Origin of the sequence: Pseudomonas sp. AL03, assembly GCF_029960815.1 — a bacterium.
GTDB lineage: Bacteria > Pseudomonadota > Gammaproteobacteria > Pseudomonadales > Pseudomonadaceae > Aquipseudomonas.
Genome location: NZ_JASBRE010000006.1, coordinates 181,919 through 205,107 on the forward strand (window position 1 = coordinate 181,919; position 23,189 = coordinate 205,107).

The 23,189-nt window shown below is 61.0% G+C and carries 24 protein-coding genes; 10 read left to right on the plus strand and 14 right to left on the minus strand.

The window, feature by feature from the left end:
• Positions 1-5: 5 nt before the first annotated feature.
• On the plus strand, positions 6-881 hold the full coding sequence (locus QK293_RS08785; protein WP_282376801.1) for an alpha/beta hydrolase: 876 nt from the start codon (positions 6-8) through the stop codon (positions 879-881).
• Here QK293_RS08785 and QK293_RS08790 read toward each other — a convergent pair.
• Together QK293_RS08790 and QK293_RS08795 are read right to left on the minus strand one after the other, a co-directional pair.
• Positions 875-2,224 (minus strand): MATE family efflux transporter, encoded by a 1,350-nt coding sequence (locus QK293_RS08790; RefSeq protein ID WP_282376803.1) that lies wholly within the window; start codon positions 2,222-2,224, stop codon positions 875-877. The genes QK293_RS08785 and QK293_RS08790 overlap by 7 nt on opposite strands.
• A gap of 97 nt (positions 2,225-2,321) precedes the next feature.
• A complete protein-coding gene (locus tag QK293_RS08795; RefSeq protein WP_033059560.1) occupies positions 2,322-2,615 on the minus strand; it encodes a hypothetical protein in 294 nt (97 codons plus the stop codon).
• Between the two features lie 314 nt (positions 2,616-2,929).
• On the opposite strand from QK293_RS08795, the gene QK293_RS08800 reads away from it, so the two are divergent.
• The 5 genes from QK293_RS08800 (at position 2,930) to QK293_RS08820 (ending at position 7,352) form a co-directional block, all read left to right on the plus strand.
• Complete coding sequence (locus QK293_RS08800) at positions 2,930-3,232, plus strand: MazG-like family protein (RefSeq protein ID WP_282376808.1); 303 nt, start codon at positions 2,930-2,932, stop codon at positions 3,230-3,232.
• Positions 3,232-3,981, plus strand: a complete 750-nt coding sequence (locus tag QK293_RS08805; RefSeq protein ID WP_282376809.1) for a methyltransferase domain-containing protein — start codon at positions 3,232-3,234, stop codon at positions 3,979-3,981. Before QK293_RS08800 ends, QK293_RS08805 begins: the two co-directional genes overlap by 1 nt.
• 12 nt (positions 3,982-3,993) lie before the next feature.
• Positions 3,994-4,608 carry a DUF4136 domain-containing protein gene (locus QK293_RS08810; RefSeq protein ID WP_282376810.1) on the plus strand — a complete coding sequence of 205 codons (615 nt, stop codon included), beginning with the start codon at positions 3,994-3,996 and terminating at the stop codon, positions 4,606-4,608.
• A 54-nt stretch (positions 4,609-4,662) separates the two neighbouring features.
• Complete coding sequence (locus QK293_RS08815) at positions 4,663-5,217, plus strand: DUF4136 domain-containing protein (protein ID WP_282376811.1); 555 nt, start codon at positions 4,663-4,665, stop codon at positions 5,215-5,217.
• 152 nt (positions 5,218-5,369) lie between these two features.
• Positions 5,370-7,352: a pilus assembly protein TadG-related protein gene (locus QK293_RS08820; protein ID WP_282376812.1), complete on the plus strand. Its 1,983-nt coding sequence runs from the start codon at positions 5,370-5,372 to the stop codon at positions 7,350-7,352.
• On the opposite strand, the gene QK293_RS08825 is transcribed toward QK293_RS08820, so the two are convergent.
• Entirely contained in the window at positions 7,322-10,075 is a 2,754-nt protein-coding gene (locus tag QK293_RS08825) for a PAS domain-containing sensor histidine kinase (RefSeq protein ID WP_282376813.1), read from the minus strand. The two genes, QK293_RS08820 and QK293_RS08825, sit on opposite strands and share 31 nt — an antisense overlap.
• Positions 10,072-10,512, minus strand: coding sequence for a TadE/TadG family type IV pilus assembly protein (locus QK293_RS08830; protein ID WP_282376814.1), 441 nt, complete (start codon positions 10,510-10,512; stop codon positions 10,072-10,074). The genes QK293_RS08825 and QK293_RS08830 overlap by 4 nt, the downstream gene beginning before the upstream one ends.
• A 74-nt stretch (positions 10,513-10,586) precedes the next feature.
• Here QK293_RS08830 and QK293_RS08835 point away from each other — a divergent pair, with 74 nt between their 5' ends.
• Complete coding sequence (locus tag QK293_RS08835) at positions 10,587-11,057, plus strand: prepilin peptidase (protein ID WP_282376815.1); 471 nt, start codon at positions 10,587-10,589, stop codon at positions 11,055-11,057.
• A 102-nt stretch (positions 11,058-11,159) separates the two neighbouring features.
• Positions 11,160-11,942 (plus strand): response regulator transcription factor, encoded by a 783-nt coding sequence (locus QK293_RS08840; protein WP_282376816.1) that lies wholly within the window; start codon positions 11,160-11,162, stop codon positions 11,940-11,942.
• Between the two features lie 455 nt (positions 11,943-12,397).
• Here QK293_RS08840 and QK293_RS08845 read toward each other — a convergent pair whose 3' ends face one another.
• The 8 genes from QK293_RS08845 to cpaB are packed head-to-tail and all read right to left on the minus strand — an operon-like array spanning position 12,398 to position 19,901.
• Positions 12,398-12,673 (minus strand): DUF3613 domain-containing protein, encoded by a 276-nt coding sequence (locus tag QK293_RS08845; RefSeq protein WP_282376817.1) that lies wholly within the window; start codon positions 12,671-12,673, stop codon positions 12,398-12,400.
• Positions 12,674-12,685: 12 nt separating this feature from the next.
• Complete coding sequence (locus tag QK293_RS08850; RefSeq protein WP_282376818.1) at positions 12,686-13,399, minus strand: hypothetical protein; 714 nt, start codon at positions 13,397-13,399, stop codon at positions 12,686-12,688.
• A gap of 10 nt (positions 13,400-13,409) precedes the next feature.
• Positions 13,410-14,300, minus strand: coding sequence for a type II secretion system F family protein (locus QK293_RS08855; RefSeq protein WP_282376820.1), 891 nt, complete (start codon positions 14,298-14,300; stop codon positions 13,410-13,412).
• A complete protein-coding gene (locus QK293_RS08860; protein WP_282376823.1) occupies positions 14,297-15,181 on the minus strand; it encodes a type II secretion system F family protein in 885 nt (294 codons plus the stop codon). Before QK293_RS08860 ends, QK293_RS08855 begins: the two co-directional genes overlap by 4 nt.
• A gap of 9 nt (positions 15,182-15,190) precedes the next feature.
• Positions 15,191-16,471, minus strand: coding sequence for a CpaF family protein (locus tag QK293_RS08865; RefSeq protein ID WP_282376824.1), 1,281 nt, complete (start codon positions 16,469-16,471; stop codon positions 15,191-15,193).
• Positions 16,468-17,664, minus strand: coding sequence for a pilus assembly protein (locus QK293_RS08870; protein WP_282376825.1), 1,197 nt, complete (start codon positions 17,662-17,664; stop codon positions 16,468-16,470). Before QK293_RS08870 ends, QK293_RS08865 begins: the two co-directional genes overlap by 4 nt.
• Complete coding sequence (locus tag QK293_RS08875) at positions 17,661-18,932, minus strand: type II and III secretion system protein family protein (RefSeq protein WP_282376826.1); 1,272 nt, start codon at positions 18,930-18,932, stop codon at positions 17,661-17,663. Before QK293_RS08875 ends, QK293_RS08870 begins: the two co-directional genes overlap by 4 nt.
• A 21-nt stretch (positions 18,933-18,953) precedes the next feature.
• Positions 18,954-19,901: a Flp pilus assembly protein CpaB gene (gene cpaB / locus QK293_RS08880; protein WP_282376827.1), complete on the minus strand. Its 948-nt coding sequence runs from the start codon at positions 19,899-19,901 to the stop codon at positions 18,954-18,956.
• Positions 19,902-20,225: 324 nt separating this feature from the next.
• Between cpaB and QK293_RS08885 the strand changes: the two genes are divergently transcribed.
• Both QK293_RS08885 and QK293_RS08890 read left to right on the plus strand, forming a co-directional pair.
• The gene (locus tag QK293_RS08885; RefSeq protein ID WP_282376828.1) at positions 20,226-20,423 is read left to right on the plus strand and encodes a Flp family type IVb pilin; all 198 of its coding nucleotides are present in this window, start codon (positions 20,226-20,228) and stop codon (positions 20,421-20,423) included.
• A gap of 84 nt (positions 20,424-20,507) precedes the next feature.
• Positions 20,508-20,921: a response regulator gene (locus QK293_RS08890; RefSeq protein WP_282376829.1), complete on the plus strand. Its 414-nt coding sequence runs from the start codon at positions 20,508-20,510 to the stop codon at positions 20,919-20,921.
• Between the two features lie 32 nt (positions 20,922-20,953).
• Here QK293_RS08890 and QK293_RS08895 read toward each other — a convergent pair whose 3' ends face one another.
• Both QK293_RS08895 and QK293_RS08900 read right to left on the minus strand, forming a co-directional pair.
• Positions 20,954-21,808, minus strand: a complete 855-nt coding sequence (locus QK293_RS08895) for a MaoC/PaaZ C-terminal domain-containing protein (RefSeq protein ID WP_282376830.1) — start codon at positions 21,806-21,808, stop codon at positions 20,954-20,956.
• A 2-nt stretch (positions 21,809-21,810) separates the two neighbouring features.
• Positions 21,811-23,163, minus strand: a complete 1,353-nt coding sequence (locus QK293_RS08900) for a 3-oxoacyl-ACP reductase (protein ID WP_282376831.1) — start codon at positions 23,161-23,163, stop codon at positions 21,811-21,813.
• Positions 23,164-23,189 lie beyond the last annotated feature (26 nt).

A 23,189-nucleotide genomic window follows, 5' to 3' on the forward strand; every position in this document is an offset into this window, starting at 1 on the left:
CATCGATGGCGAGCACACTCCGGCGGCTGTTCAGCTTGGCAATCGGCAGCGTTTTACTTGCCGCGATGACGGCATGTTCGCCACTGAAATTGCTCAATGTGCTGACCCCCAACGGAACCTTCGACAAGACCGAGGGTATTGCCTATGGCAGTGATCCGCGGCAAAAACTCGATGTGTATGTGCCGCGCCATCCCGTGGAAAACGCGCCGGTGGTGGTGTTTTTCTACGGCGGCAGCTGGAACAGCGGTTCGCGCAGCGATTACGGGTTTGTCGGCGAGGCGCTGGCGTCTCGGGGGATAGTCGCGGTGCTGGCGGACTATCGGTTGTATCCGCAGGTGCGTTATCCGCTGTTCCTTGAAGATGGCGCCCGGGCTGTGGCCTGGACCCATGAACACATTCGGCAGTATTGCGGTAATCCGCAGCGGTTGTACCTGATGGGCCACAGTTCCGGGGCCTACAACGTCGCGATGTTGGCACTGGACCCCGGGTTACTGGGGGCGGTGGGCCTGTCGCCACACAACCTCAGCGGCTGGATCGGCCTGGCCGGGCCTTATGATTTTCTGCCTATTAAAAATCCGGATGTGCGTCCGGTGTTTTTCTGGCCGGACTCACCGCCGCAGTCGCAGCCGATCAATCACGTCAGTCGCGGCGCGCCGCCGGCCTTGTTGATCGCCGCGAGCGACGATGAGCTGGTCAACCCGGCCCGCAATACCGGTGGTCTGGCGCTCAAACTGCGCGAGGCGGGCGTGCCGGTGCAGGATCTGTATTTCTCGCGCACCAGCCACGCCACGCTGGTGGCGACGCTGTCCCGGCCCATGCGCGGTTTGGCTCCGGTGCTGGATGAGGTCACGGCCTTCATCAAAGCCACGCCGACTCAGTGAGCGTTGCCTGCGAACCAGCCGTCGCTCTTGTGCAGATACCAGGCAAACGCGCCGAGGGTCAGGCTGCGCAGCAACATGAACAACAGAAACGTTATCCACAGCCCATGGTTGCCCAAACCTTGCAGCGCCCAGGCGAAAGGCAGTAATAGAATCGCCGTCAGCAGCATGCCGTTGCGCATTTCCCGGGCACGGGTGGCGCCGATAAACAGCCCGTCGAGCAGGTAACTCCCGACCGCGATCAGTGGCAGTGCGGCGAGGTAGGGCAGGTAGATGAACGCTGTGTTGCGCACGCTCTGAATGTTGGTCTGCATCTCGATGAACAGATGCCCGGCGAACAAGAACAGCACGGCAAATCCCAGGCTCGCCAGCAACGACCAACCGCAGGCCACCACCAATGAGCGGCGCAAGGCCTCTCGATCGCGAGCACCGATGGCATGCCCACAAAGGGCTTCCACGGCGTGGGCCAAACCGTCCAGCGCGTGTGCAGTCAGCAGCAAACCATTGAGCAGCAACGCGTTGGCGGCGACGGTGGCATCGCCCAGCCGCGCGCCTTGCACGGTGATCAGGAAAAACACCGATTGCAGCGCCAGGCTGCGGATGAAAATGTCGCGGTTGACCGCCAATAGCGGCCGCCAGCTCTGCCACAGCGCCAGCGCGGCCCAGGCGATGTGGCCGGGATAGGCGCGCAGGGCGTTGCGGGTCATCAGAAGACCGATCAGCGCGCCGGTCCATTCGGCGATCACCGACGCTCGGGCCGAACCGACCACGCCCCAATCCAGCCCGAGGACGAACCACAGGTTTAGCGCGATATTCACCAGGTTGGTGCTCAGCAGAATGGCCAGCGGCGCCCGGGCGTTCTGAGTGCCGAGGAACCAGCCGACCAGCGCATAACTGGCCAGCGCTGCCGGCAGACCGAACAGGCGGGTGTGGAAAAACTCGCGGGTCAGCTGTTCCAGCTCCGCCGACGGCTGCATGAAGTGCAGCGCGACGCCGCTCAACGGAACACCCAGTGTGCCCAGGACAATCGCCAGGCCCATGGCCAACAACAGACCCTGCAGCAAAATCTGCCGCAACGCCGCGCCATCCCCACGCCCGGCGGCCTGTGCGGCGAACCCGGTGGAGCCCATGCGCAGAAAACCCATGGCCCAGGCAAGAAAGGTATACAGGCTGGCCCCGACCGCGACGGCGCCCAACTGATGAGCGTGGGGCAAGTGGCCGATGACTGTACTGTCGACCAACGCCACCAGCGGTACGGAAATGTTCGAGAGAATCATAGGGGCGGCGAGCGCCCAGACTCGACGATGGGTTGGGCGGTCGCGCCAGTCGGCGATCAGGTTGGACATGCAGGCTCCTTCGGGGAGCGGGCATTGTAGCGACATGATCGTTCCCACGCTCTGCGTGGGAATGCAGCCCGGGACGCTCCGCGTCCCTGTCGGATCACTAGTGAATTATCCAGCTCAACAACCAAAGCCCCAACAGCAACCAAATGATCCCCATGATGATCGACGCATTCATGAACGCCCGAATCGCCGACCACAACAGCATCAACCCAAGAATCAACGCGATGATGCTGATGATCGACGCGTCCATGCCCAGCGCACGGGACAGCCCTTCGACAAAGTTGCTGCCGGCGTGGCTCAACAGATTGAACAAGCCACTGAGGCCGTCAACGATGAAACGGATAACCGAACCAAGTGCCTGGCCGAGCCATTCGAAAAAACTTTCTACCTGCATGTCGTGAGCGTCCTTGATGGAAGGGGTGGAAGTGATGGCGTGGTTGCCGGACTTGAGCCTTGGTCCATTGATAACAGTGACGAGTTCCCTGATGCCGGAACCGTTTGAGTATGGCGCAAGAACCTTGTAGCAGCTGCCGTAGGCTGCGTTCGGGTGCGAAGCAGTCGTGAAACACTGCAATTGGGTGTGTCAGGCGAATCGCCCACACAGAATTGACGACTGCTGCGCAGCCGAACGCAGGCTTCGCCAGCTGCTACATAGACCTTGCCTTGATTGAGGATCCCCCCGAAGCTATACGCCTTCAGGAGAGCCCGATGAACCTTGTTGAACTGACCGAACGCCTGCACGCCATTCGTGACCACAATGACTGGCGGCAATTTCACAGCCCGAAAAACCTGGCCATGGCCGCGAGCGTGGAAATGTCCGAGCTGGTGGAGATTTTCCAGTGGCTGACCGAAGACCAGTCGCGCCAGTTACCGGCTGACAAACTGACCCATGCGGGGCAGGAAATCGGCGACATCGTGCTCTATCTATTGCTGCTGTGCAGCGAGTTGGGGTTGGACATGAATGAAGTGGTGCGCAGCAAGCTCGCGGACAGCGAAAAGAGGTTCAGCTGATGAGCGACCGTCATTTCGATCAGTTGGCGACCCGCTTCGCCGAAAAAATCTATGGCGGTGCCAAAGGTGCGATCCGTCTGGCGGTGCTTCAGGCCGACCTGGCCGAAACCCTGCCAGACCGACCCTTGCGTGTACTGGACATCGGTGCCGGCCTGGGCCACATGTCGTTGTGGCTGGCCCAGCGCGGTCATGAGGTCACGCTGGCCGAACCTGCCGAGCCGATGCTCGAAGGCGCCCGCCAGCGCTTTGCCGATGCTGGGCAAACAGCGACATTCATACAGGCGCCGTGGCAGGAGCTGCTTCGCCAACTCACCGAACCCTACGACCTGGTGCTGTGCCACGCCGTACTGGAATGGTTGGCCGAACCCCACGCGATCCTGCCCGTGCTGCATCAGTTGACCAAGCCCGATGGCTGGTTGTCCCTGGCCTTCTACAACCGCGATGCGCTGATCTATCGCAACCTGCTCAAAGGCCATTTCCGCAAGATGCGCAAGAACGACATGGCCGGCGAAAAGCAAAGCCTGACGCCGCAGCAGCCCCTTGATCCACGTGAACTGGCGGCGCAACTTGAGGGCCTGTGGCAGGTCGAAACCCAGAGCGGGGTACGGGTTTTTCACGATTACATGCCGGTGGAATTCCAGGCCCGCGCCAAACTGGTGGATTTGCTGGAAATGGAACTGGCCCACCGTCGTCACCCAAGCTTTGCCGGGCTTGGGCGCTACTTGCACTGGATCTGTCGGCCGGTCTGATCGGAGCACGAAATGAACAGTCGATCGGGGTTATTGGTGATCTGTCTCGGGTTGGCGGCCTGTCAGGGCAGCAATCCTTATGTGGCGTCATCCAACCCCCTGCCACCCGCGCCGCCTCAGGCGGCCAACACCTTTGATCGCAGCGCCTACCCGGCACCGCCGCGCGACTACGGACGTTACCGCAGCTGGGCCTGGCTCAACGGACGCCTGCCGCCGGGCACCGCCTGGGCGGATTCGGCGCAGGTCGCCGAAGCCGTCAGCAATGCCCTCGATCAACGAGGCTTGCGCCCGCTGCACGACAATCGCCCGGCGGATCTGTTTGTCAGCGCCGACCTGCGCCTGGAAACCCGCCTGCGTCAGGTTCGGGACGACTATGGTTACTACGGCGGCGGTTATGGCGGTTACAACCGCTACGGCAGCGGTTACGGCATGTACAACACCGTGCCGATCGTTCGGACTTATCAGGAACAGGTCGTGGTGGTGCGGGTTGATCTGTTTGATGCCGGCACCGGTCAACCGGTGTGGAGTGCCAGCGCCGAAACCAGCAACCGAGGCAGCCAGAGCGAGCGAGCCGATGCGATACGGGAGGCTGTAGAAAAGGCGATGTCGGCGTATCCTCCTAGTTAGCTTCTGTCGTTAAGACGCTTTGCGCAGGTTCATGTCTTCAACCGGAGAAATATCATGTTCCGCCGTCTCGCTTTACTGGCTGTGGCCGTGCTGCTCAGTGCCTGCGCCAACCAGGTCAATCATGACTTCGATGCCAGCCGCGACTTCGCCGCCTATCGCAGCTGGAGCTGGAAAGACCCTGCCCTGCAATATCGCCCCGATGACCCACGGATCAAGAGCGACCTCACTGAACAACGCATCCGCCAATCCGTGGCCGATCAGCTGGATCAGCGTGGCCTGCGTCCGGCTGCCGCTGGAAAAAAGGGCGATTTGAGCGTGCAAACTTATCTGATCGTCGAACAGCGCCAGCAACAAGTGACCACCCACTACGGCGGCGGTTGGGGTGGTCCGTGGAATGGCTACTGGGGTGGGCCGATGTACAACGAAACCCGTAACGTCAGCTACAACGTAGCGATCATCCAGATCGACCTGCTGGATGGCAAGGACGGCAAGCTGGTGTGGCGCGGCAGTGACGAGCAGATGCTCAGCAGTACGCGGAATCCGTCTGATCGCGCCAATGCGATACGTGAAACAATCGGGCGAATCCTCGCCAACTATCCACCGAAATAAACACCACCCAAACACTGTGGGAGCAAGCTCGCTCCCACAGTGTTTTTTGTTGTCTGCACTGGCATGTCGCCAGCAGTCCCGCCAAGTCTTGTCTACACTTCTGTTCACCCATGGAGGTAGCCCTCGGCTGTGCACCGGCAAAGGAGTGTGCGATGTCTCCCCGTTTGCAGTTACGCAGCCCGTCCCGGCAACGGGGGGCGATCGGTTTGATGGCGGCGCTGACATTGGGCATGGCCCTGATGTTCTTGCTGCTCGTGGTCGACAGCGGTCGTTTGTACCTGGAAAAACGCGACCTGCAGCGCGTAGCGGACATGGCCGCCCTTGAAGCGTCTACCCGAGGGGGGGATTGCGCTGCTGGCAACACCGCCACCGTCTATGCCACCGACAGCGCAAACCGCAACGACTTCACCCTTCCTGACCCCAATCGCAATCTGCTGGTCGCTTGCGGCACCTTGACCCTGGATGCCAATAACCTTCGGGTATTTGGCGCCGACCCAAGCAAGAGCGAAGCCATTCGGGTGATCGCCAGCCATTCGGTCCAGCAGAGTTTCGCCGGCGGTGTCGGCGCCCTGTTCGGTGGCGCCCCACGTGGAGCGACCATTAACCTGACGGCCACCGCTGTGGCCGCATTACCGCCACCCCTGGCTTCGCTGACCATCCGCAGTACGGCGCTGAGCGTCGATACCAGCAAGTCCGCCACGCTCAACGCGCTGTTCGGCGGTTTGCTGGGCGGCAATGTCAACATCACTGTGGCGGGCTGGAACGGGTTGGTGAACACCAACATCAGCCTGCTCGGTTACCTCGACCGACTGAAGGTCGACCTTAACCTCAGCACCGCCGGGTATGACCAGGTGCTGGGCACTACCGTTGCCGTCAGCCAACTGGTCCAGACTGTCGTCAATGTGCTGGACCCTGGCGGCACGCTCGGCGCGACGGCGACAATTGGGAGTTTGCAGGCGCTCAAGGTCGCGGCTGGCACGACGACGGTGGTACTCGGTAACCTGCTGCACGTCGAGACTGGCAGCAACATTTCGGCGCTGGCGACCAATCTGAAGGTGTTCGACCTGATCGAAGCTGTCGTGCAACTGGCCAACAAGAAAAACGGCCTGGTGGCGACGTTGCCGATCAATCTGGCAGGCCTGGCGCAAATCACCGCCCGGGTGCAGGTGCTGGAGCCTCCGCAGCTGTCGGCCATCGGTAATCCGAAAAACGCCGCGCTGGCTCCATTGGGGCCCAACCGCATCTATGTGCGAACTGCCCAGATCAGGACATTGCTGTCGATCGACTTGCCGGTGCTCAATTCCATCGTGGCGCTGATCAATGCGGTGGCTGATCTGGCAGGCCCGCTGACCAACACACTGAACGCCTTGCTCAATCTCAACCTGGTGGGAGTGCTCAATTCACTGACCTGTGCCTTGCTCGTGCCCTGTCAGACTCCCGACATCATCGTGCTGCCGCCACCGATACGTATCGACGTGGCGCTGGACGTTGCCAGCGCCAACAGCTATGTCACTGCCTACAGTTGCGTCAGTACCACCAACAAAACCCTGACCACCAACACCAGCACTTCGCTGGTAAATCTGAAGATCGGCAAGATCGATCCAGCCACCGCTTTCGGCAGCAACACCACGCCACCGGCGGTAGTGGTGCAGCCGTTGAAGGTGATCGATATCGGGGTGAAAACCTGTATGAGGATTCTGCTCCTGCCCATCTCCTGCGACCCACGGATTCCGGGCGTCGGCGGCGGCATCAGTATCATGGCCGACACGACCGTGGCGCAGAACGCCAACATGCCCCACGTCTATTCTGCACCGCCGGCCACCAGCCTGCCGGAGATCAACCAGCCACCGTTCTACTATTCCTATTCCACCAGCAATATCGTCAGCAGCCTTACCGACACGCTGACCAATCTCAAGGTCGACATGTACGGCCCGACGGGCAGTCTGGTCGGTGGTCTGGGGGTGATCCTCAGCAGCGTCACAACATTGCTGGTCAACGCGATCAACAGCGTGCTCAGCCCGTTACTCGACGCCTTGATCAACACGCTGCTGCTCAGTCTGGGAATCGATCTGAACAAGGTCGATGTCGGCGCCAACCTCAGTTGTCACTCAGGACGAGCGACGCTGGTGATCTGATCGTCGGCGGCAATCGGCAGTTCGATACAAAACCGTGCGCCCTCGATCGAGTTTCTGACGCTCAGTTTTCCGCCCATGTTCTCGACGATGCCGTAACTCACCGACAACCCGAGCCCGGTGCCGACACCCACGGGTTTGGTGGTGAAGAACGGTTCGAAAATCCGCTCCAGCAACCGTGGATCGATACCACCGCCGTTGTCCTCGACCCACAGCCGCACCGACTGCGCATCATGTTCGGCGTACACCGAGATCCACGGTTTGAACTCGCGGTCGGCCTCGCGTTTACCGAGCAACGCATCCCGCGCGTTAACCATCAGATTGATCAACACCTGTTCGAGTTGATCAACATAACCGCGCACCTGCACGTCGAATCCAGTGTCGCTGACCCGCAGGTCGACCCCTTTGCCGCGCATCCCTTCGGCCAGCAGCGACAGCGTGCCTTCGATGGCTTGCGCCGGATTAAACGGATGCTGCTCGATCTCCGAGCGGCGGCCAAATACCCGCATGTGATCCACCACCCGGGCGGCGCGCTGCACCTGGGCATCGATGCGGTTGAGCTTGTCGGTCAGGTAATCGATTTGAGCATCGCCGTTGTTCAGACGCTTGAGCACATTGACGATGGCCATGCGCATCACGTTCAGCGGCTGGTTGATTTCATGGGCCAGCCCCGTGGCCATTTCGCCAAGGGTGGCCATTTTGGCGCTCTGGGTGAGCTGCTGCTGGGAGCGGCGTACTTCGGTGTTGTCGCGGCCCACGGCCTGAATCTCCAGCAAGCGGCCGTCCTCATCAAACACCCCGCGATCCGACCAGACCCACCAGGCATGTTCCCGTCCCGGCAGTTGCAGGTTGATTTCCGCGGTGCTGACCGGGAATTCCGGGCTCAGCTGGCCGAGCCGCTGGAGAAATGTTTCGCGCTGTTCTTGCGACATCCAGGTGCCCAGATTAACCCCTGGCAATTGCTCGGGCTGGCACTCCAGATACGTCGCCAGCGGACGGTTGCCGAAGGTCAGGGTCAGGTCGGGGCGGTAGCGGCAGATCATCGCCGGCGAGTCTTCCACCAGGATCCGGTAACGTTCTTCACTCTGTTTCACCTGCTCGGCGGCCAGGGTCGCTTCGGTGACGTCGAGCCACAGGCCGACGGCTTCCACCGGCAGGCCAAGGTCATCGCGCAGCAGTCTGGCTTCATCGAGCATCCAGTGGTAATCGCCGCGACTGTCGCGCAACCGGTAGCGGGTACGAATCGAACCTTCTCGCAACAGGCGTCGGGTGCGCTCGAAATACTGATCGCGGTCCTCGGGATGAACCCTTTCAACCAACGTCCCCGCCGCGCAATCTACCAGTGTCCAGCCGAGCAGCGGCAGCAGGCTGTCACTGAAAAACGTCGGTTGCAGGGCACCTTCGACATAGCGCTGCACGTAGATCACCGCCGGTGAACTGGCGATCAGATTGTCCAGTCGGGCATGGGCCGCTGCAGCGTTTTGCTCCTGGTTTTTGATGTCGCTGATGTCGAGCATGAAACCCACCAATCGCCGGTTTTTGCCAACGCCCAGGGCCTGTCCCTGCAGGCGATACCAGTTCGGGGTTTGTGCCAGGCGCACGCACAGCAGTAACGGGGTGTCTTCGTCCTGTAAGGCTTGCAGGCGACTGCTCAGCTCTTCACGGTCGGCGGGATGCACCTGATCAAGCCAGTTGTGCAGCGGCAATCGGGCGCTCGCAAGGTTCAGGTTACTGGCCAACGACGGCGCCAATTGCACCTCGCGACTGTCGCTGAACACCTCCCACCATCCGGTGCCGAGCAAGGCTTGCAGCGACTCCAGTCGCTCCAGTTGCAGATGGTGCCGGTGCTCGCGCAAACGCTCCAGCAATGGGCCCGCGAGCGCGGCGGCGAGCTGCAACCAGTCGCGATCATTCATGTCGGGTGCATGTTGCTGCACCGGATAAAAGCCACACAGCAACCAGGCGACCACACCCTGAGCATCGTGATAGGGCACCGCGAACCCTTCGGCATTGCCGAAGATGCCTTGCAAACGGGGGTGTTCACCGGGGGTCAGGCGTTGCGGCGCAGAGCCGTTCAGGCTGTCGAGGCCGGTGCCCAGGCGCTGAGCGTCTTGCCACAATTGGGGCGCATCGAACGCTGCATCATGCTGATGGATCTGCCAGCCTTCCTCCTGTTCATCGAGCAAGGCCACCGCGACGCATGGAATGCGAAAGCGCTGGGTCAGGCCTTGCAATTGTTCCACAAACACCTCGGGCAGGCGCGTCAGGCTGCACAGGCGTAACTGCTCGCCGATCTGCGCCGCGAGCAACTGGCATTGCTCGCGGCTGCGCGATTGTCGGCGTTCGAGCAGCAAGTCGCCGATGTCCAGCATCTGCAACAGCCAGGCATCGGCTAACGGCTGGACCCAGCCGCGCAGGTGCAGGGGTTGTCCGCCGAGGCTGTAAAAATCAAGATCCAGTGTCTGTCCCAGCCAATCCGCAGGCGAGCCTTCAACGGCGAGGCAGCTGTGGGGCATGAGGAAATCGAGGAGGTACGGTGCTTGTGCCGCGGGCGTCTGCTGGGCCAGCACATGCCGCAGCGGGCCGGTCAGGTGAATCACTCGACCTTCGACATCCAGATGCACCTGCAAGCCGACACCTTGCACACTCAGGGTGTCTGACGTGTCCAGCGGCTGAGGCGGATGGCGGTTCAGCAGGCGGCCGAAGAGTTTGTCTGCGGAACTCAAAATTGCAGGCTCGAACTGGCGGTGAGGGTTGCCGGCAGATTGGGCACCTGGCCAATCCCCGGCAGGTTCAGAAACGGGATGACCTGCTGCAGTTTGCTGGTGGGGTAGTTGATGCTGACCTTCAACACCCCGCCCACGTAGGTGGCGCTGGCGTCGGTGGCGATATTGAAATTCAGTGCGGCGGGAATCCAGGCCAGTTGCCGGCTCAATTCCGTGGTGGCGACGGTTATTACCGCGGTGTCGTACCCGGGGGTGCTTGGGTCCAGTGCCACGCTTCGGCGCACGGCTTCGGCGGTCGACTGGTTGAACGATTGCATCAGCAACAGCGGCAGACTGTACGTGACAATCCCATAAAACACGGCGAAAAAGATGAGGAACACCAAAGCGAATTCAATCGCTACAGCGCCTTTTTGCTTGCGGGGGAGGCCTGTTTTCATGACTGCGTCTACCCTGACATTCACTACGTGATATCAGCATAGAATCATTCAGCCAAAACGGGCGTTTTTTACGGATGCAGAGCTTTGTCCTACTGATCTGGCTGACGCTATGCGCAGCACAGGATGCTCGAGAACGGCACATCGCCAATGGCCTGACCCTTGGCGCAGGAGTGTTGGCGCTGGCCTATCTGCTGTGGACAGGCACCACCTGGCTGGGGGCCGAGGCGGGGCAGGGCGGTTGGGCTTGTTTGCTTGCGCTGGCCTTTACCTTGCCCGGTTATGCGCTCAGACGCCTGGGCGCAGGCGATGTGAAACTCATGACCGCCCTGGGGCTGGCGACGGACGGTATGCACCTGCTCGGCGTGTTCATCGGCGCCGGATTGAGCAGTGTGCTCTGGCTGCTGCTGGCGCCAAGAGTCTGGCTTCATATGGGGCAAGGGCTTAGGCATCGTCTTCGATATCTGGGGCCTGGAATGTCAAAAAAACAGCCCTTTGCGCCCTTCGTGCTGGTAGGCCTGTTGCTCACACTTGTCTGGCTCCACTAGCCACTGGTTCTGTGTACAGAGTCGGAAAGTACGTCTACTTTCAAACCAGTAGTTGTACCGCCTGTGGCTGTCGGTACAGGAGTGGTCAGCAGGGAGTTGCACGTGAACAAGCCTACCTCGGCAATGAAAATCCTCGTGGTCGACGATCAGCGGTTGATCGTTGAGCAGCTTTGTGAGTTTCTTGAGCGCAGCGGTTATCGCTGTGTGCCTTGCGAGTCCAGCCGGCAGGCGGTCGAGCGTTTCAGTGAGGACGAGGCGATCGGCCTGGTGCTCTGTGATTTGCACATGCCCGGCCTGGACGGGATTCAATTGGTTCAGGCGTTGCAGCGGCTATCCGGCAAGCACCGGGCATTCGAGGCGATCATGCTCACCGGGCGTGCGGACAAACAGGATGTGATCAAGGCGTTGCGGGCCGGGTTTGCCGATTATTATCAGAAGCCAATTGATCTGCATGAGTTGCTCGACGGGATTGCGCGTCAGCAAGTGGCGTGGCAGGAGCGGCAGAAGAGTGTGCAGCTGGGGCATTTGAATCAGAAGCTGCAGTATCTTTCCGAGTCGATCGATGATCTGTATCAGGATCTGGATAAGGTTCGGCGTGGGCCGCGGTTGTCGGTTTCCCCTGATGACGATGTCAGTGCTGTGGATCGGGTTGAGATTCCGGCGATTTTCAGTCATCTGTCGCCAAGGCAGTTGGATGTGGCGCGGTTGGTGGGCAAGGGGCAGACCAATTATCAGATTGCCTGTGAGTTGGGGATTACCGAGAACACGGTGAAGCTTTATGTGTCGCAGGTGTTGCGGTTGACGCATATGCATAATCGGACGCAGTTGGCGCTTGCTTTGATGCCCAGTCATTCCGGGTTGCGGCAGCGGGTCACCGCTCACTGAAAATGTGGGCGACCTGTATTGGGTTGATTGAGTACATATCCGTTGCTGCGGTAACGGCCGCTTAGGGTTTCGCCCTTACGGCAACTCACTTTTTTTACAAACGCCTAAAAAAAGTAAGCAAAAAAACGCTCGCCCCGAGCGTCCGGCCCCTCGCCTAGGCTCGGCGTTCCTTCGCTCCGGCATTCATCTGGGGGCATCGCCTCCGGTTGGCTTCGCTTCAACCTCCTCTCGATGTGTTCGACTGCGTCGAACGGCGCTTCGCGCCTACCCCCCAGATGAACACCTCCACTCAGCCTACCGAAGGGGCGGGTGGATCAAGGTCAAGATCAAGAGCTGCAGGCGAGCTAACGCTCGGCCTGTTGAATGGTGAGAAGCGAAAGGCGTACCCGATTTATTGTGGGAGCGAGCTTGCTCGCGAAAGCGGCAGTTCAGGCACAACAAATCCCGGATTAAGACTACCCCCCCGTCCCACTGTCCACCGTCCCGCTCTCATACTGATCAAAGTACTCCGGGATCTCATGCTGATAGCTTTTCAGCCAGCGCTGCATGCTCAGCTCGCGCTCGGTCGCGGTTGAGGTTTGCGGTTTCTGGGAAGCCGCCTTGTTACTGCGTTGCAGTTGCAGCCAGCCTTCGGTTTCCTGCTGTTGGGCCGAGGCGGGGCCGGCGTCGATGGCGTGGGTGGTGAGGGGCAGGGCCAGCAGGCCGAGGCAGTAGAGGGCGGTCGGTTTCATCAGGGCTTCTCCCTATTCACGGGGCGATGTGGCGACGGCGGCAACCTGGTTCGTGGCCGTCGGGCCGGGCTTGCTTGGGGTCTTGAGTCTTTCTGCGCGGGCCTGGGCTTCGGTGACCTGAGCGGGGCTCAGGCCGAGGCGGCTGACCAGTTCGGCGGCGCGGCTCCAGTCGTCCTGGTAGATCAGCAGCGTCACCAGATTCAACGCCGCCAGCTGATCACTCTGCTTGAGCTCCATGGCCGTCAGAAATTCGAAGCGCGCATCCTCGACGCGTAATTGATTGAGGTACACCACGCCCAGGTCGTTGCGGATTTTCTCGTCGGTGGGCGCTAGCCGTGCGGCCCGTTGCAAGTGGGCTTGGGCCAGGCCGTTGTCGCCCCTGGCGGCGGCGAGTTGGCCGAGGCCGTGTTCGGCTTCGGCGGCCAGGCAACTGCCGAGCAGGCTGCGGTATAACGGTTCGGCTTCGCTGCGACCCAGCAGTCGATAAACCTTGGCCTTGCGCAGGCGCACATCCGCCAGGTTGTCGGGCAGGCTTTGCAGGTTGGCGAGGCTGGCGTGCAGTTTGCCGTCATTGGCCATATCGTCGGCGAGGTTCAGCGACAGCTGTTCATCGGAGGTCAGCTTGGCGCAACTGGCGGTGTTGGTCAGGGCGCTCCAGGGTGTCGCGCCGTTACTCGCGCAACCGCCTAATAACAACAGACTCAAACCGGCAATGATGGCTTTCATAACGTTCCCTCTAGGAAGCAAAGGCCCGGGACAGGGCGGTGAATCCCGGGCCGGCCAGTACGATCAATAACGCCGGGAAGAGAAACAGCATCATCACGACGGACATTTTGGCGGACATCTTGGAGATGTATTCTTGCAGGCGTGTCAGGCGCCGGTCATCGAGCAATTGCTTGAGGGCCAGCAGGGATTTCATCGCACCGCCCCCCTGATGGATCAACTGCTGAAGGATGACGCAGGTGTCGGTGAACTCATCGACAGCCAGCAAGCGAGTGGCCTTGTTCAGTTCTTCGCCCAGTTCCAGGCCGGAATCGACCCGGGTCAATACCAGACGCAACTCAAGGGTCAGGGCCGGCAATAATTGTTTGCCTTCATTGCTCAACACTCGCAGCGACTGCTCCACCGCCATGCCCGATTCGAACAGAATGCGCAGCAGCGGAATGAAGGTGGAAATCTCGCTCGCCAACTGTTTTTGCCGGTTCTGGGCGGCTGCGGCCAAAAGGCGTTTGGGGAGCAGGTAGCCGATGCCGGTGGCAAAGGCCGGGACGAGCCATTGGTTGTCCACCTGCGGGAAAAACACACCCTGGACCAGCAAGCTCAGGGCCAGTGCCAACACCGGGGCGCCCACCTGGAAGGCCGCGAACAGCGAGCGTCGCCGAGCGCTGCGCCAGCCGAGGCGATTGAGCAGGGTCTGGGTTTCATTATCCAGATTGACCGACCGTTGGCCGATCCGGCTGCTACCCAGCACCTGCAGCCAGTGACCCACACGACCCATATTCAGCCGTTTGCCGTCCAGCCGTTGGGCCACCTGACGAGCTCGTCGCTGCTGTTCCAGCAAACTGCCGAGCAGTAATAACGTAGCGCCCAGAAACAGCAGCGCGCTGATCAGCAGAGGCATTTTCATACGCTGCGCAACATGCGCCAGAGCGCCAGGCTGCCCACCACCTGCAGGCCGAACGCGGACGCGAGCATGATTTGCCCCGAGTTGTCGTGCCACATGGCGAGCAAATAGAGGGGGTTGGTCGCCAGGAAATAGCCGGCCAGACCAATCGGCAAACAGCCCAGGACCCATGCGGTCACCCGGGTTTCACCGGTCATGGCCCTGAGTTGGCGCGCAGCCTGCTCGCGCTCGCGGATCATCTTGATCAGGTTCTCCAACAGCTCACTGGCATTGCCGCCATAGCGGTGATTGACCCGCAACCCGAGCGCGAACAGGCGCAGTTCATCTTTCTCATACAGTTCGGCGAGGTCCGAGGCGGCGTCCGGCAGGCTGACCCCCAGCTGCACGTTGCGCTGAACCCGGCCCATGGCATTCTTCAGCGGATCTTCGGCGGCGTCGATGGCGCCCAGCACCGCATCGGCCAGGGTCCGCCCGGACTTCAGACTGCGCACTGTGTGATCGAGCATTTGTGGCAGTTGTTCGATCATGCGCTGGAGTCGGTGCTGATAACGCCAATTGACATACAGACGCAGAATCAGCGGCGGCAGCAGTAACAGAACCAGCAAGCCGATCCAGCCACTGGTAGCAAATCCGAGCAAGATGCCAAAGGCCCAGATCAACAGCCACACCCCCAGTCGTTCAGTGGGGCGCCCGAGGCCGGCGCGCAAAAAGGCCCGCTCCACACCCGACCAGGACGATTTCGCCACCACCGGCTCCGGTTGCCCCTGAGTCAGACGGCCCAGCACACGCTCGGTGCCGGTCTGGCGCAAACCGTTGTAAAACAGGCGGATCGACAGCCCGAGCAAGATCAGGCAAACGAGAATAAGCAGCAGCGGTTTGAGCATGCTGTGGCCTCAGTACGCAGAGGGAGAGAGCGCCGACTCACGGCGCAGTTTGTCGCCCGCGGGGTTGACCGCCTCACGCATAAAACCGAAACCGCTGCGCCGGTCGAGCCGGAACAAGGTATTGGTGACGTAGACGTCATCGCGGATGCCGATTACCTCCACCACCTCGCTGACGCAGCGGCGGCCGTCGGGCATGCGCGTCAACTGGATGACTACATCCAGCGCGGCGCAGATCATTTGCCGCAGGGTGCGTTCGGCGATGGTGCGCCCCGTCAGGCCCACCAGCGTCTCCAGGCGCAACAACGCATCCTGGGCATTGTTGGCGTGCACGGTGCTCATGGAACCATCGTGGCCGGTGTTCATTGCGGTGAGTACGTCGAGCACTTCGACGCCACGAATCTCGCCGAGGATGATCCGGTCCGGGCGCATCCGCAGAGCGTTGCGAATCAGGTCACTGGCCTTCACTTCGCCGTGGCCTTCGGCATTCGGCGGTCGGGTTTCCAGGCGCACCACGTGAGGGTGGCCCAGTTGCAATTCGGCGACATCTTCGATGGTGACGAGTCGCTCGTGAGGGTTGATCAACTGGCTGAGAATGTTCAGCAGCGTGGTCTTGCCGGTGCCGGTGCCGCCGCTGATCAGGATATTGCAGCGCTTGCCCACGGCCTCCTGAATGAAGTCGAAGATGGCCTGATCGATGGTTTGCATCGCCATCAGGTCAGAGCTTTTGAGCATGTCCTTGCGAAATTTACGTATCGACAGGCAGGGGCCATCGAGAGCAATCGGTGGAATGATCGCGTTGACCCGGCTGCCGTCGGGCAGTCGGGCATCGACCATCGGCGACGACTCATCGAGCCGTCGGCCGAGGGGTGCGAGGATCCGTTGCATAACCCGTTCGACGTGATGCGCATCGATGAAACGCAGGTCGCTTTGATGCAGTACGCCATCGCGTTCAACGAACACCCGGTGCGGGCCGTTGACCAGAATCTCCGTCACCGCCGGGTCCCGCAGCAGCACTTCCAAGGGGCCGAAACCGGTGAGTTCGTCGACGATTTCTTCGGCCAGACGCTCCATTTCATACCGGGAAATCGCCAGGTGCAGCCGGGCGATGTACTCGGCAGTCTTGTCGACGACGAACTGTGAGAGCACCTGCCGCGAACCCTCCAGCAGGTTTTTGCCGGACTCCTCGATGGCGTCGATGATGTAGCGGTGCAGCACCAGTTTCAAGCCTTCGTGGTCGGTGTTACCGCTGGTTGTGCAGACAGGGGCGCCGAAGAGTTTTTCACCGCTCATTGCGCACCCCTCAAGCGGTTTAACCAGCCAGACTTGGGCTTGGCCAGGCTCTCGGAGCGCTTGGCCAACCGTTCACCGAGGGCGCGCAAGCTTTGAGTCAGGCCTTCGCGGGGGGCCAGTTCAAACAGAGTCACACCTTGGTTCTTGGCGTTAAGCCGCACTTCCGGGCTGTAGACTAGGGTCGCGATGACCTCCATGCCGAAGCTTTTGCCCAGGGTCTCGGAGTCCGGTGAGACGTTGCGCAGGTAGCGGTCCACCAGCAGTTTGGCGTGATCGAGCTTAATGCCTTTTTCACGCCACAGGTTGAGTACCGCCAGGTTGCGGCGGCAGTCGAGTACGTTCTGATCGGTGTACCACAGCAACTTGTCGCAATGGCTGACGAAGGTGCGCAATGCTTCGCTGTCCGGCTGGCCGGTGAGGTTCACCACGATGTGCTGGAAGTGTTGACGCAGGGCGCTGAGCAGCATGTACAACTCGGCGGCACTGGTGTGTTCCAGCGGTTCATCGTGACTGGCGTAGGCGAGGATCCGCAGCCCCGCGTCGCAACGGGTGAAGGCGCTGTCGATCAGCGTCGCATCGAGGCGCCGCAAATGCCTGAGCGCATCGCCGAAGTGAAACGAACTCTCCAGCCCGAGCAGGGCCAGGCTGTCGCCGCTTGGCAGGCCCAGGTCCAGCAACAATGTTTGCTGACCGCTCTTCTGCACCACTTGCGCCAAGTGGGAGGCGAGCAATGCGCCGTCGGCGTTGCTCTGCACACCGTAGAGCACTGTCAGGCCACCGAGTTGGGTGTTCGGGGCCACCGGCGGCAGCCGTTTGCTCAACCGTCGCACCAACCCCGCAACTTCGCTGGAACGCGAACCATAGGCCACGAAATCCCGTGCACCGGCGCGCATGGCATTGAGCACGAGTTGGTTGTCCATGCCGTCGCCGAGCACGACGATCGCCAGCATCGGCTTGGCTTCCAGGGCGCTTTCGATCAGTGCGCTTTGGGCCACCACGTGTTCGCGGTCCAGGCCGATGAACACCAGGCTGGCGAAGGTCACGTCCACCAGCGCCAGCAATTCGTCGAGGCTGCCACCGCCGGCGCTGACCACTTGGCCCAACGGGGCGAGGGCGCCTTGCAGCCACTCAAAGTCGGTGTTGTTGCGCGTGATCGCGAGGAAGGTCTGGCTCAGGTTCTGGCTCTGGCTCATTGCGATAATCCGCTGCGTTTATCGAAGTTGCCGTTTTCGAGGAAGTACAGGCGATACCAGTTGGGGTCGTAGTTGCGCAGTTTTTCACCGGGCAGCGACGGCAATTTCGCGTTGGCGGCCAATGGCTGGACCAGGTGCGGCGTGACGATCATCAGCAGCTCACGCTCTTCGCGGTTGACCGATGAGTTGCGAAAGAACGCGCCGATAATCGGGATGTCGCCCAGCCCCGGGAACTTGCTGACCTGCGAGGCATTGTGGGTGCTGATCAAACCGCTGATGACGAAACTCTCGCCATCGGCCAGGGAAATACTGGTGTCGGTGCGGCGTATGGTGAACGCCGGAACGGTGGTGCCGCCGATGGTCACGCCGTTGTTGTAATCCAGTTCGCTGACCTCCGGCGCCACTTTGAGGACGATGCGGTCGTGACTGACCACGGTCGGCGTCAGCGTCAGGCGGATGCCGAATTCCTTGTATTCGATGGAGTAACTGTTGCTGTTGGCGCTGGGCACCGGAATCGGGATTTCACCGCCGGCCAGGAAACTGGCGCTCTGCCCGCTCAGGGCCACCAGGCTTGGCCGCGCCAGGGTGTAGGCAAAGCCGCTGCCTTCCAGCGCATTGACGATGCCGAGAAATTTACTGCTGCCACCGCCCCAGACAATGTTGAAACTGTCGTTGAGTAACGGAATGCTGGGCACCGCGATCCGCGGATCAATGTTGAACAGCGGCACCACGCCCGGCGTCACGGCGGTATTGGGCACCGTGCCGGGCGCCCCGAAGAGGAAATTGTTGGAGCCCTTGCCGAAAATCGACGTGCCGGCCTCTTTCAGTTTAGTCCGGCTGACTTCGACGAAACGAATGTCGGTCTGTACTTGCGACGGTAGCAGTGGGTCATCAGAGGGTAACCGTGTAGTGGTGGTCATCGCCGCGGTGGCCTTGCCCTGAACGAACACCATGCTCTGGCGCGGAGCGCTGGCGCAGGCGGTCCAGACCATCAGGCTGGTGGCGCCTGGGGCCACTCCGGTGAGTAAAAACGCCTGATTACCGTTGACTCGCACGTCGGCGATTTTCGGGTCGCCCACCGCCACCCGAGTGATCGCCACCGGCGATTGCACCTCCTGTTGCAGCCCTTCACCGACTTCCAGCACCGCAGGCAACGAACCCAGCGCGGCGCAGTTGCCGACGGCTGCGAACGTCACGCCGAGCGGCAGACCGCCCAGCAAAGAGACCCAGAGCAGGCCTTGGAATAGGGGCATGGAACGTCTGCGCATAAAGATGCGTCCTTGCTCGACTCAGGGAATTTGTTGGGTGATTTCATTGCCGCGGATGACTTCCACGCTCGATTTGCGCGGTGCTGTGCCGCCGCTCGTGGCGACAGGTTTGGGTGGGGGCGTCATGGCCAGTTGGCTGAACTGGATCAACTCGCGGTTGGCACTGGCGAGGTTGGCCGATGAATCGCTTTCGCCGGCCCAGTAACGAGCCAGACGTTTCTCATCGGCGCTGCGTACGGCCAGGCGCAACACGCCGGCCTGGGCCGCCAACATCAGGCGACTCAATAGTTGTTCGGGGACGGCAAGCAAGACGTTGCGGGCGCTGGCGCGCGATTGTTCCTGCCTGAGTTTTTCTTCGTTGCTGCGGGCCGGGCTTGCGGGTTGACCGTCGTTGGTCAACCCCATCTGTTCGCCCACCCCGAGTACCCGCAAGGCCGGCACCACCAGTTGAGCCGACGGCTGAAGGTTGTTGTTGTCCATGCGCAGAAACAGCAGCACATCGACATAGTCCCCCGGTGTCAATTGCCCACCGGCATTGATCACTTCATCCACCGCGACGGCGAGGGCGCGTTCATCCGGACGAATCATCCGTGCCAGTCTGCCGCCGGCTTCGAAGCTTTCATCATTGAGCCAGCTGCCGGCAGTGAGGGCGCGCCAGGGCGTACGGCCAATCGCTTGATCGAGGCGGGTCAAGCTGCCGGCGGGGGCGGTGCGGAGTTTTTCCAGGGCAACGTCGGCGGCAGTAATCGACACGAACGGCGGCACGTCATGCAGGAGTACCACCACGGGTTGGCGGGTGGTGTCCTCCACCGACGCAGGTGTCGGGGCCGCGGCCGCGGGCGCGACAACGCTGGATTGCACAACAGGCTCGGGTGCCGGTTGACGGCTGAGTGTGAGGCCCCAGTAACCGGCAATGATGGCGCCCACCAAAAACAAACCGGCCAGGCCCAGAGTGATACGGCTGTTCATGACGGCTCTCCCTTTCCTGCTGCTTAAGACCCCGTCACATCCAACGAGACAACTTCGCAATCAGGCAGCTATGAACATGGAACTATTTCGCTATTTGAAGGTAGCTCAGCTAGAGCGAAACGCCATTACTGGTCTGAAAATAACTAACGAAAGTAAGTAGTCAGGGCGAAAACGTGCAGTTTTTGGCGTCAACGAAACAACTAATACTTTAGTGATAATTCGTTCTTACAGTTGTGGGTACGGGGAATGCCGACAATGCTGATGCTGGCAAAGGCGAATCATGTTGCGGTCGTGCAACACCCGTCGTCGTCCAGGAGAAACGCCATGTCCATTTCCAAGCTTGCGCAGAAGATCAAATCCGAAATCGCTTTTTACAAAGGCCTGGCGAAAGATACCGAAGGTGCTTCGGGTATCGAATACGCCATTATTGCGGGCATGGTGGCAATCGCTATAGCGGCGTTTGTGACGCCGATCTCCGGGCTTATCACCACCATGTTTACCACTATCCAAGGCGCGCTTTGACCTGCCTGCTGTCAATGGTCAGCTACTTGCCAATCCCGCAAAGGGCTTCTAACGTCAGCGCTTAGTCCATTGCAGGTGTTGCCCATGAACTCTCCCACACTCCCACGCCAACAGCTTCTACTGGTCGATGATGAGGAGGACGCGTTGTTGGAGCTGGCGGAGTTGCTGGAGGGCGAGGGGTTCACTTGTTTTACCGCGACCTCGGTCAAACTCGCGCTGCATCATCTGACGCGCAATCCCGATATTGCATTGGTGATTACGGACCTGCGGATGCCGGAGGAGAGTGGCATGTCGTTGATCAAGCGGTTGCGTGAACATACGTCCCGGCAGCATTTGCCGGTGATCGTGACGTCGGGGCATGCGGATATGGAGGATGTCAGTGACATGTTGCGGTTGCAGGTGCTGGACCTGTTTCGCAAGCCGATTTATCACGTGCGGTTGTTGGAGACGCTTAATAATCTGTTTCCGCAGCCTCAAGCGGGACTCGTTGGGACCTGACTTTTTGAGGGTCTACATCCACTGCCGAGCGATCAGGGAACAGGCCGCCAATGCCCGACCATATGCTCCAAATCGCCTGCGCCCACCAACCGCAGATCCCCACTGGCCCCCGCCGCACTGGCCAGCAATGTCACCTCACTGGGTAACCGCACCGGTTTCCTGAACTGCACCGCAATCTCGACATTCGCCGCCGGCAGATGCTCGCTTAACGCCGCCAGCGTACGTGCCTTGTTCCACAACCCATGGGCGATGGCTGCAGGAAAACCGAAGAGTTTGGCGCTGACGGCACTCAGGTGAATCGGGTTGTAGTCGCCGGACACTTTGGCGTACTGCCGGCCAATGTCCGAGGGCGCTTTCCAGCGGGCCACTTGCGACATCTCCAGCGTCGATGCCAACACTTCTTCGATGGGCTGGCCTTCGAGTTTGACCCCGCGGCATAACATCTGGCTTTGCGCTTCCCACAGCGGCCCCAACTGATCGTCGAGCGTCGTCACCAGATCGAACGTCGCACCTTTTTCATGTGGCTGAAGGTTTTGCACCTGCACGCTGACCCGCACGCGATTCACGCCGCCCATTGGACGCAAGATGCGAATGCGGTTGCTCAGGTGAATCAACCCCAGCAGCGGGAACGGAAATTCCTTGGCCGTCAGCAATTGCATCTGCAACGCGAACGCCAGGAGGTGTGGATACGTGGGCGGCAGCAGGCCGTTGTCGGCAAAACCGCAGACGTTGCGATAGGCCGCCAGACGCTTCGAATCGACATTGACCCAACAGCGTAAACCCGAGTCGGGCAGGGTGGTGCCGGTGACTTTGCGTCGCGTCGCTGCCCGCACGTACAACGCCGGCAGGCTCGGTTCGCGGTTGAGTGTGTGCCAATCGATGATCATGCCTAAGCCCCCAAAACACTTTGCCCGCACACTCGCAGCGCTTGCCCGGTAAACGCGCCGGTTCCCGGTTGAGCCAGCCACGCCACCGCTTCGGCAACGTCTTGCGGCGAGCCGCCCTGACCCAACGAACTCATGCGTCGCCCGGCTTCACGTAAGGCAAACGGCACGTGCGCCGTCATTTGGGTTTCGATGAACCCCGGCGCTACTGCGTTGATGCTGATGCCGCGTTCATTCAGCAGCGGCGCCCAGGCTTGAGCCAGACCGATCAGCCCGGCCTTGCTCGCTGCGTAATTGGTTTGCCCGCGATTGCCGGCGATGCCGCTGATGGACGCCAGCAGGATCACCCGGCCGTTGTCATGCAGGGTGCCATTGTCGAGCAGTGCTTTGGTCAGCACTTGCGGCGCATTGAGGTTGACCGCCAGCACCGCGTCCCAGAATTCCGGGGTCATGTTGGCCAGGGTTTTATCCCGCGTGATGCCGGCGTTGTGCACCACGATGTCGATGCCGTCGGGCAGTTGCTCGATCAACTGCGCGGCGGCGTCTGCGGCGCAAATGTCCAGGGTAATGCTGCGCCCGCCGAGGCGTGCGGCGAGGGCTTCGAGGTCGGTTTTGGCCGGTGGCACGTCGAGCAGGATCACGTCGGCGCCGTCGCGGGCCAGCGTTTCGGCGATGGAGGCGCCGATGCCACGTGCTGCCCCCGTCACCAGCGCCTTGCGGCCGGACAGTGGACGAGTCCAGTCCGTCACTGGCGTGTCGCAGGCGTTCAAGCGAATCACTTGCCCGGAAACGAACGCACTTTTGGGCGAGAGGAAAAACCTTAGTGGGCCTTCCAGTTGATCCTCCGCACCTTCCCCGACATAAATCAACTGCAAGGTGCCGCCGTTGCGCAGTTCCTTGGCCAGCGACCGGCTGAAGCCTTCCACCGCACGCTGGGCGCTGGCGGCGAACGGATCGCTCAAGGTCTGCGGCGCGCGCCCCAGAATCACCAGGTGCGCGCTGTGATCGAGGTTTTTAATCAACGGCTGGAAGAACTCGCGCAGCTGTTTGAGTTGATCGGTCTGCACCAGGTCACTGGCGTCGAACACCACGGCTTTGAGTTTGGGGCCGTGGCCGGGAATCCACGCGGTGGCCAGTGAAGGCTCGGTGCCGTAGCTGAAAATCGCGTCGGTCAGGCGGTTGGCGAAGGCACTGACCTTTTCCGCCAGCGGGCCACCGCCTATCAACAGCGCCCCTTCAACAGGGCGCAGCCGGCCAGCTTGCCAGCGCTCCAGCCGTACCGGTGACGGCAGACCCAGGGCCCCGACCAAACGATGGCCGATGGATGAATTGGCGAAGTCGATATAGCGGTCAGACATGGAACGCGCTCCAGCAGCTGGGATTC

Bases quoted from the DNA above. Each gene is read 5' to 3' on its own strand.
- QK293_RS08875 (WP_282376826.1), bottom strand. From the start codon at position 18,932: ATGCGCAGACGTTCCATGCCCCTATTCCAAGGCCTGCTCTGGGTCTCT.
- cpaB (WP_282376827.1), bottom strand. From the start codon at position 19,901: ATGAACAGCCGTATCACTCTGGGCCTGGCCGGTTTGTTTTTGGTGGGC.
- QK293_RS08865 (WP_282376824.1), bottom strand. From the start codon at position 16,471: ATGAGCGGTGAAAAACTCTTCGGCGCCCCTGTCTGCACAACCAGCGGT.
- QK293_RS08855 (WP_282376820.1), bottom strand. From the start codon at position 14,300: ATGAAAATGCCTCTGCTGATCAGCGCGCTGCTGTTTCTGGGCGCTACG.
- QK293_RS08815 (WP_282376811.1), top strand. From the start codon at position 4,663: ATGTTCCGCCGTCTCGCTTTACTGGCTGTGGCCGTGCTGCTCAGTGCC.
- QK293_RS08810 (WP_282376810.1), top strand. From the start codon at position 3,994: ATGAACAGTCGATCGGGGTTATTGGTGATCTGTCTCGGGTTGGCGGCC.
- QK293_RS08790 (WP_282376803.1), bottom strand. From the start codon at position 2,224: ATGTCCAACCTGATCGCCGACTGGCGCGACCGCCCAACCCATCGTCGA.
- QK293_RS08805 (WP_282376809.1), top strand. From the start codon at position 3,232: ATGAGCGACCGTCATTTCGATCAGTTGGCGACCCGCTTCGCCGAAAAA.
- QK293_RS08895 (WP_282376830.1), bottom strand. From the start codon at position 21,808: ATGATCATCGATTGGCACACACTCAACCGCGAACCGAGCCTGCCGGCG.
- QK293_RS08795 (WP_033059560.1), bottom strand. From the start codon at position 2,615: ATGCAGGTAGAAAGTTTTTTCGAATGGCTCGGCCAGGCACTTGGTTCG.
- QK293_RS08900 (WP_282376831.1), bottom strand. From the start codon at position 23,163: ATGTCTGACCGCTATATCGACTTCGCCAATTCATCCATCGGCCATCGT.
- QK293_RS08860 (WP_282376823.1), bottom strand. From the start codon at position 15,181: ATGCTCAAACCGCTGCTGCTTATTCTCGTTTGCCTGATCTTGCTCGGG.
- QK293_RS08835 (WP_282376815.1), top strand. From the start codon at position 10,587: ATGCAGAGCTTTGTCCTACTGATCTGGCTGACGCTATGCGCAGCACAG.
- QK293_RS08870 (WP_282376825.1), bottom strand. From the start codon at position 17,664: ATGAGCCAGAGCCAGAACCTGAGCCAGACCTTCCTCGCGATCACGCGC.
- QK293_RS08890 (WP_282376829.1), top strand. From the start codon at position 20,508: ATGAACTCTCCCACACTCCCACGCCAACAGCTTCTACTGGTCGATGAT.
- QK293_RS08820 (WP_282376812.1), top strand. From the start codon at position 5,370: ATGTCTCCCCGTTTGCAGTTACGCAGCCCGTCCCGGCAACGGGGGGCG.
- QK293_RS08800 (WP_282376808.1), top strand. From the start codon at position 2,930: ATGAACCTTGTTGAACTGACCGAACGCCTGCACGCCATTCGTGACCAC.
- QK293_RS08885 (WP_282376828.1), top strand. From the start codon at position 20,226: ATGTCCATTTCCAAGCTTGCGCAGAAGATCAAATCCGAAATCGCTTTT.
- QK293_RS08845 (WP_282376817.1), bottom strand. From the start codon at position 12,673: ATGAAACCGACCGCCCTCTACTGCCTCGGCCTGCTGGCCCTGCCCCTC.
- QK293_RS08785 (WP_282376801.1), top strand. From the start codon at position 6: ATGGCGAGCACACTCCGGCGGCTGTTCAGCTTGGCAATCGGCAGCGTT.
- QK293_RS08850 (WP_282376818.1), bottom strand. From the start codon at position 13,399: ATGAAAGCCATCATTGCCGGTTTGAGTCTGTTGTTATTAGGCGGTTGC.
- QK293_RS08830 (WP_282376814.1), bottom strand. From the start codon at position 10,512: ATGAAAACAGGCCTCCCCCGCAAGCAAAAAGGCGCTGTAGCGATTGAA.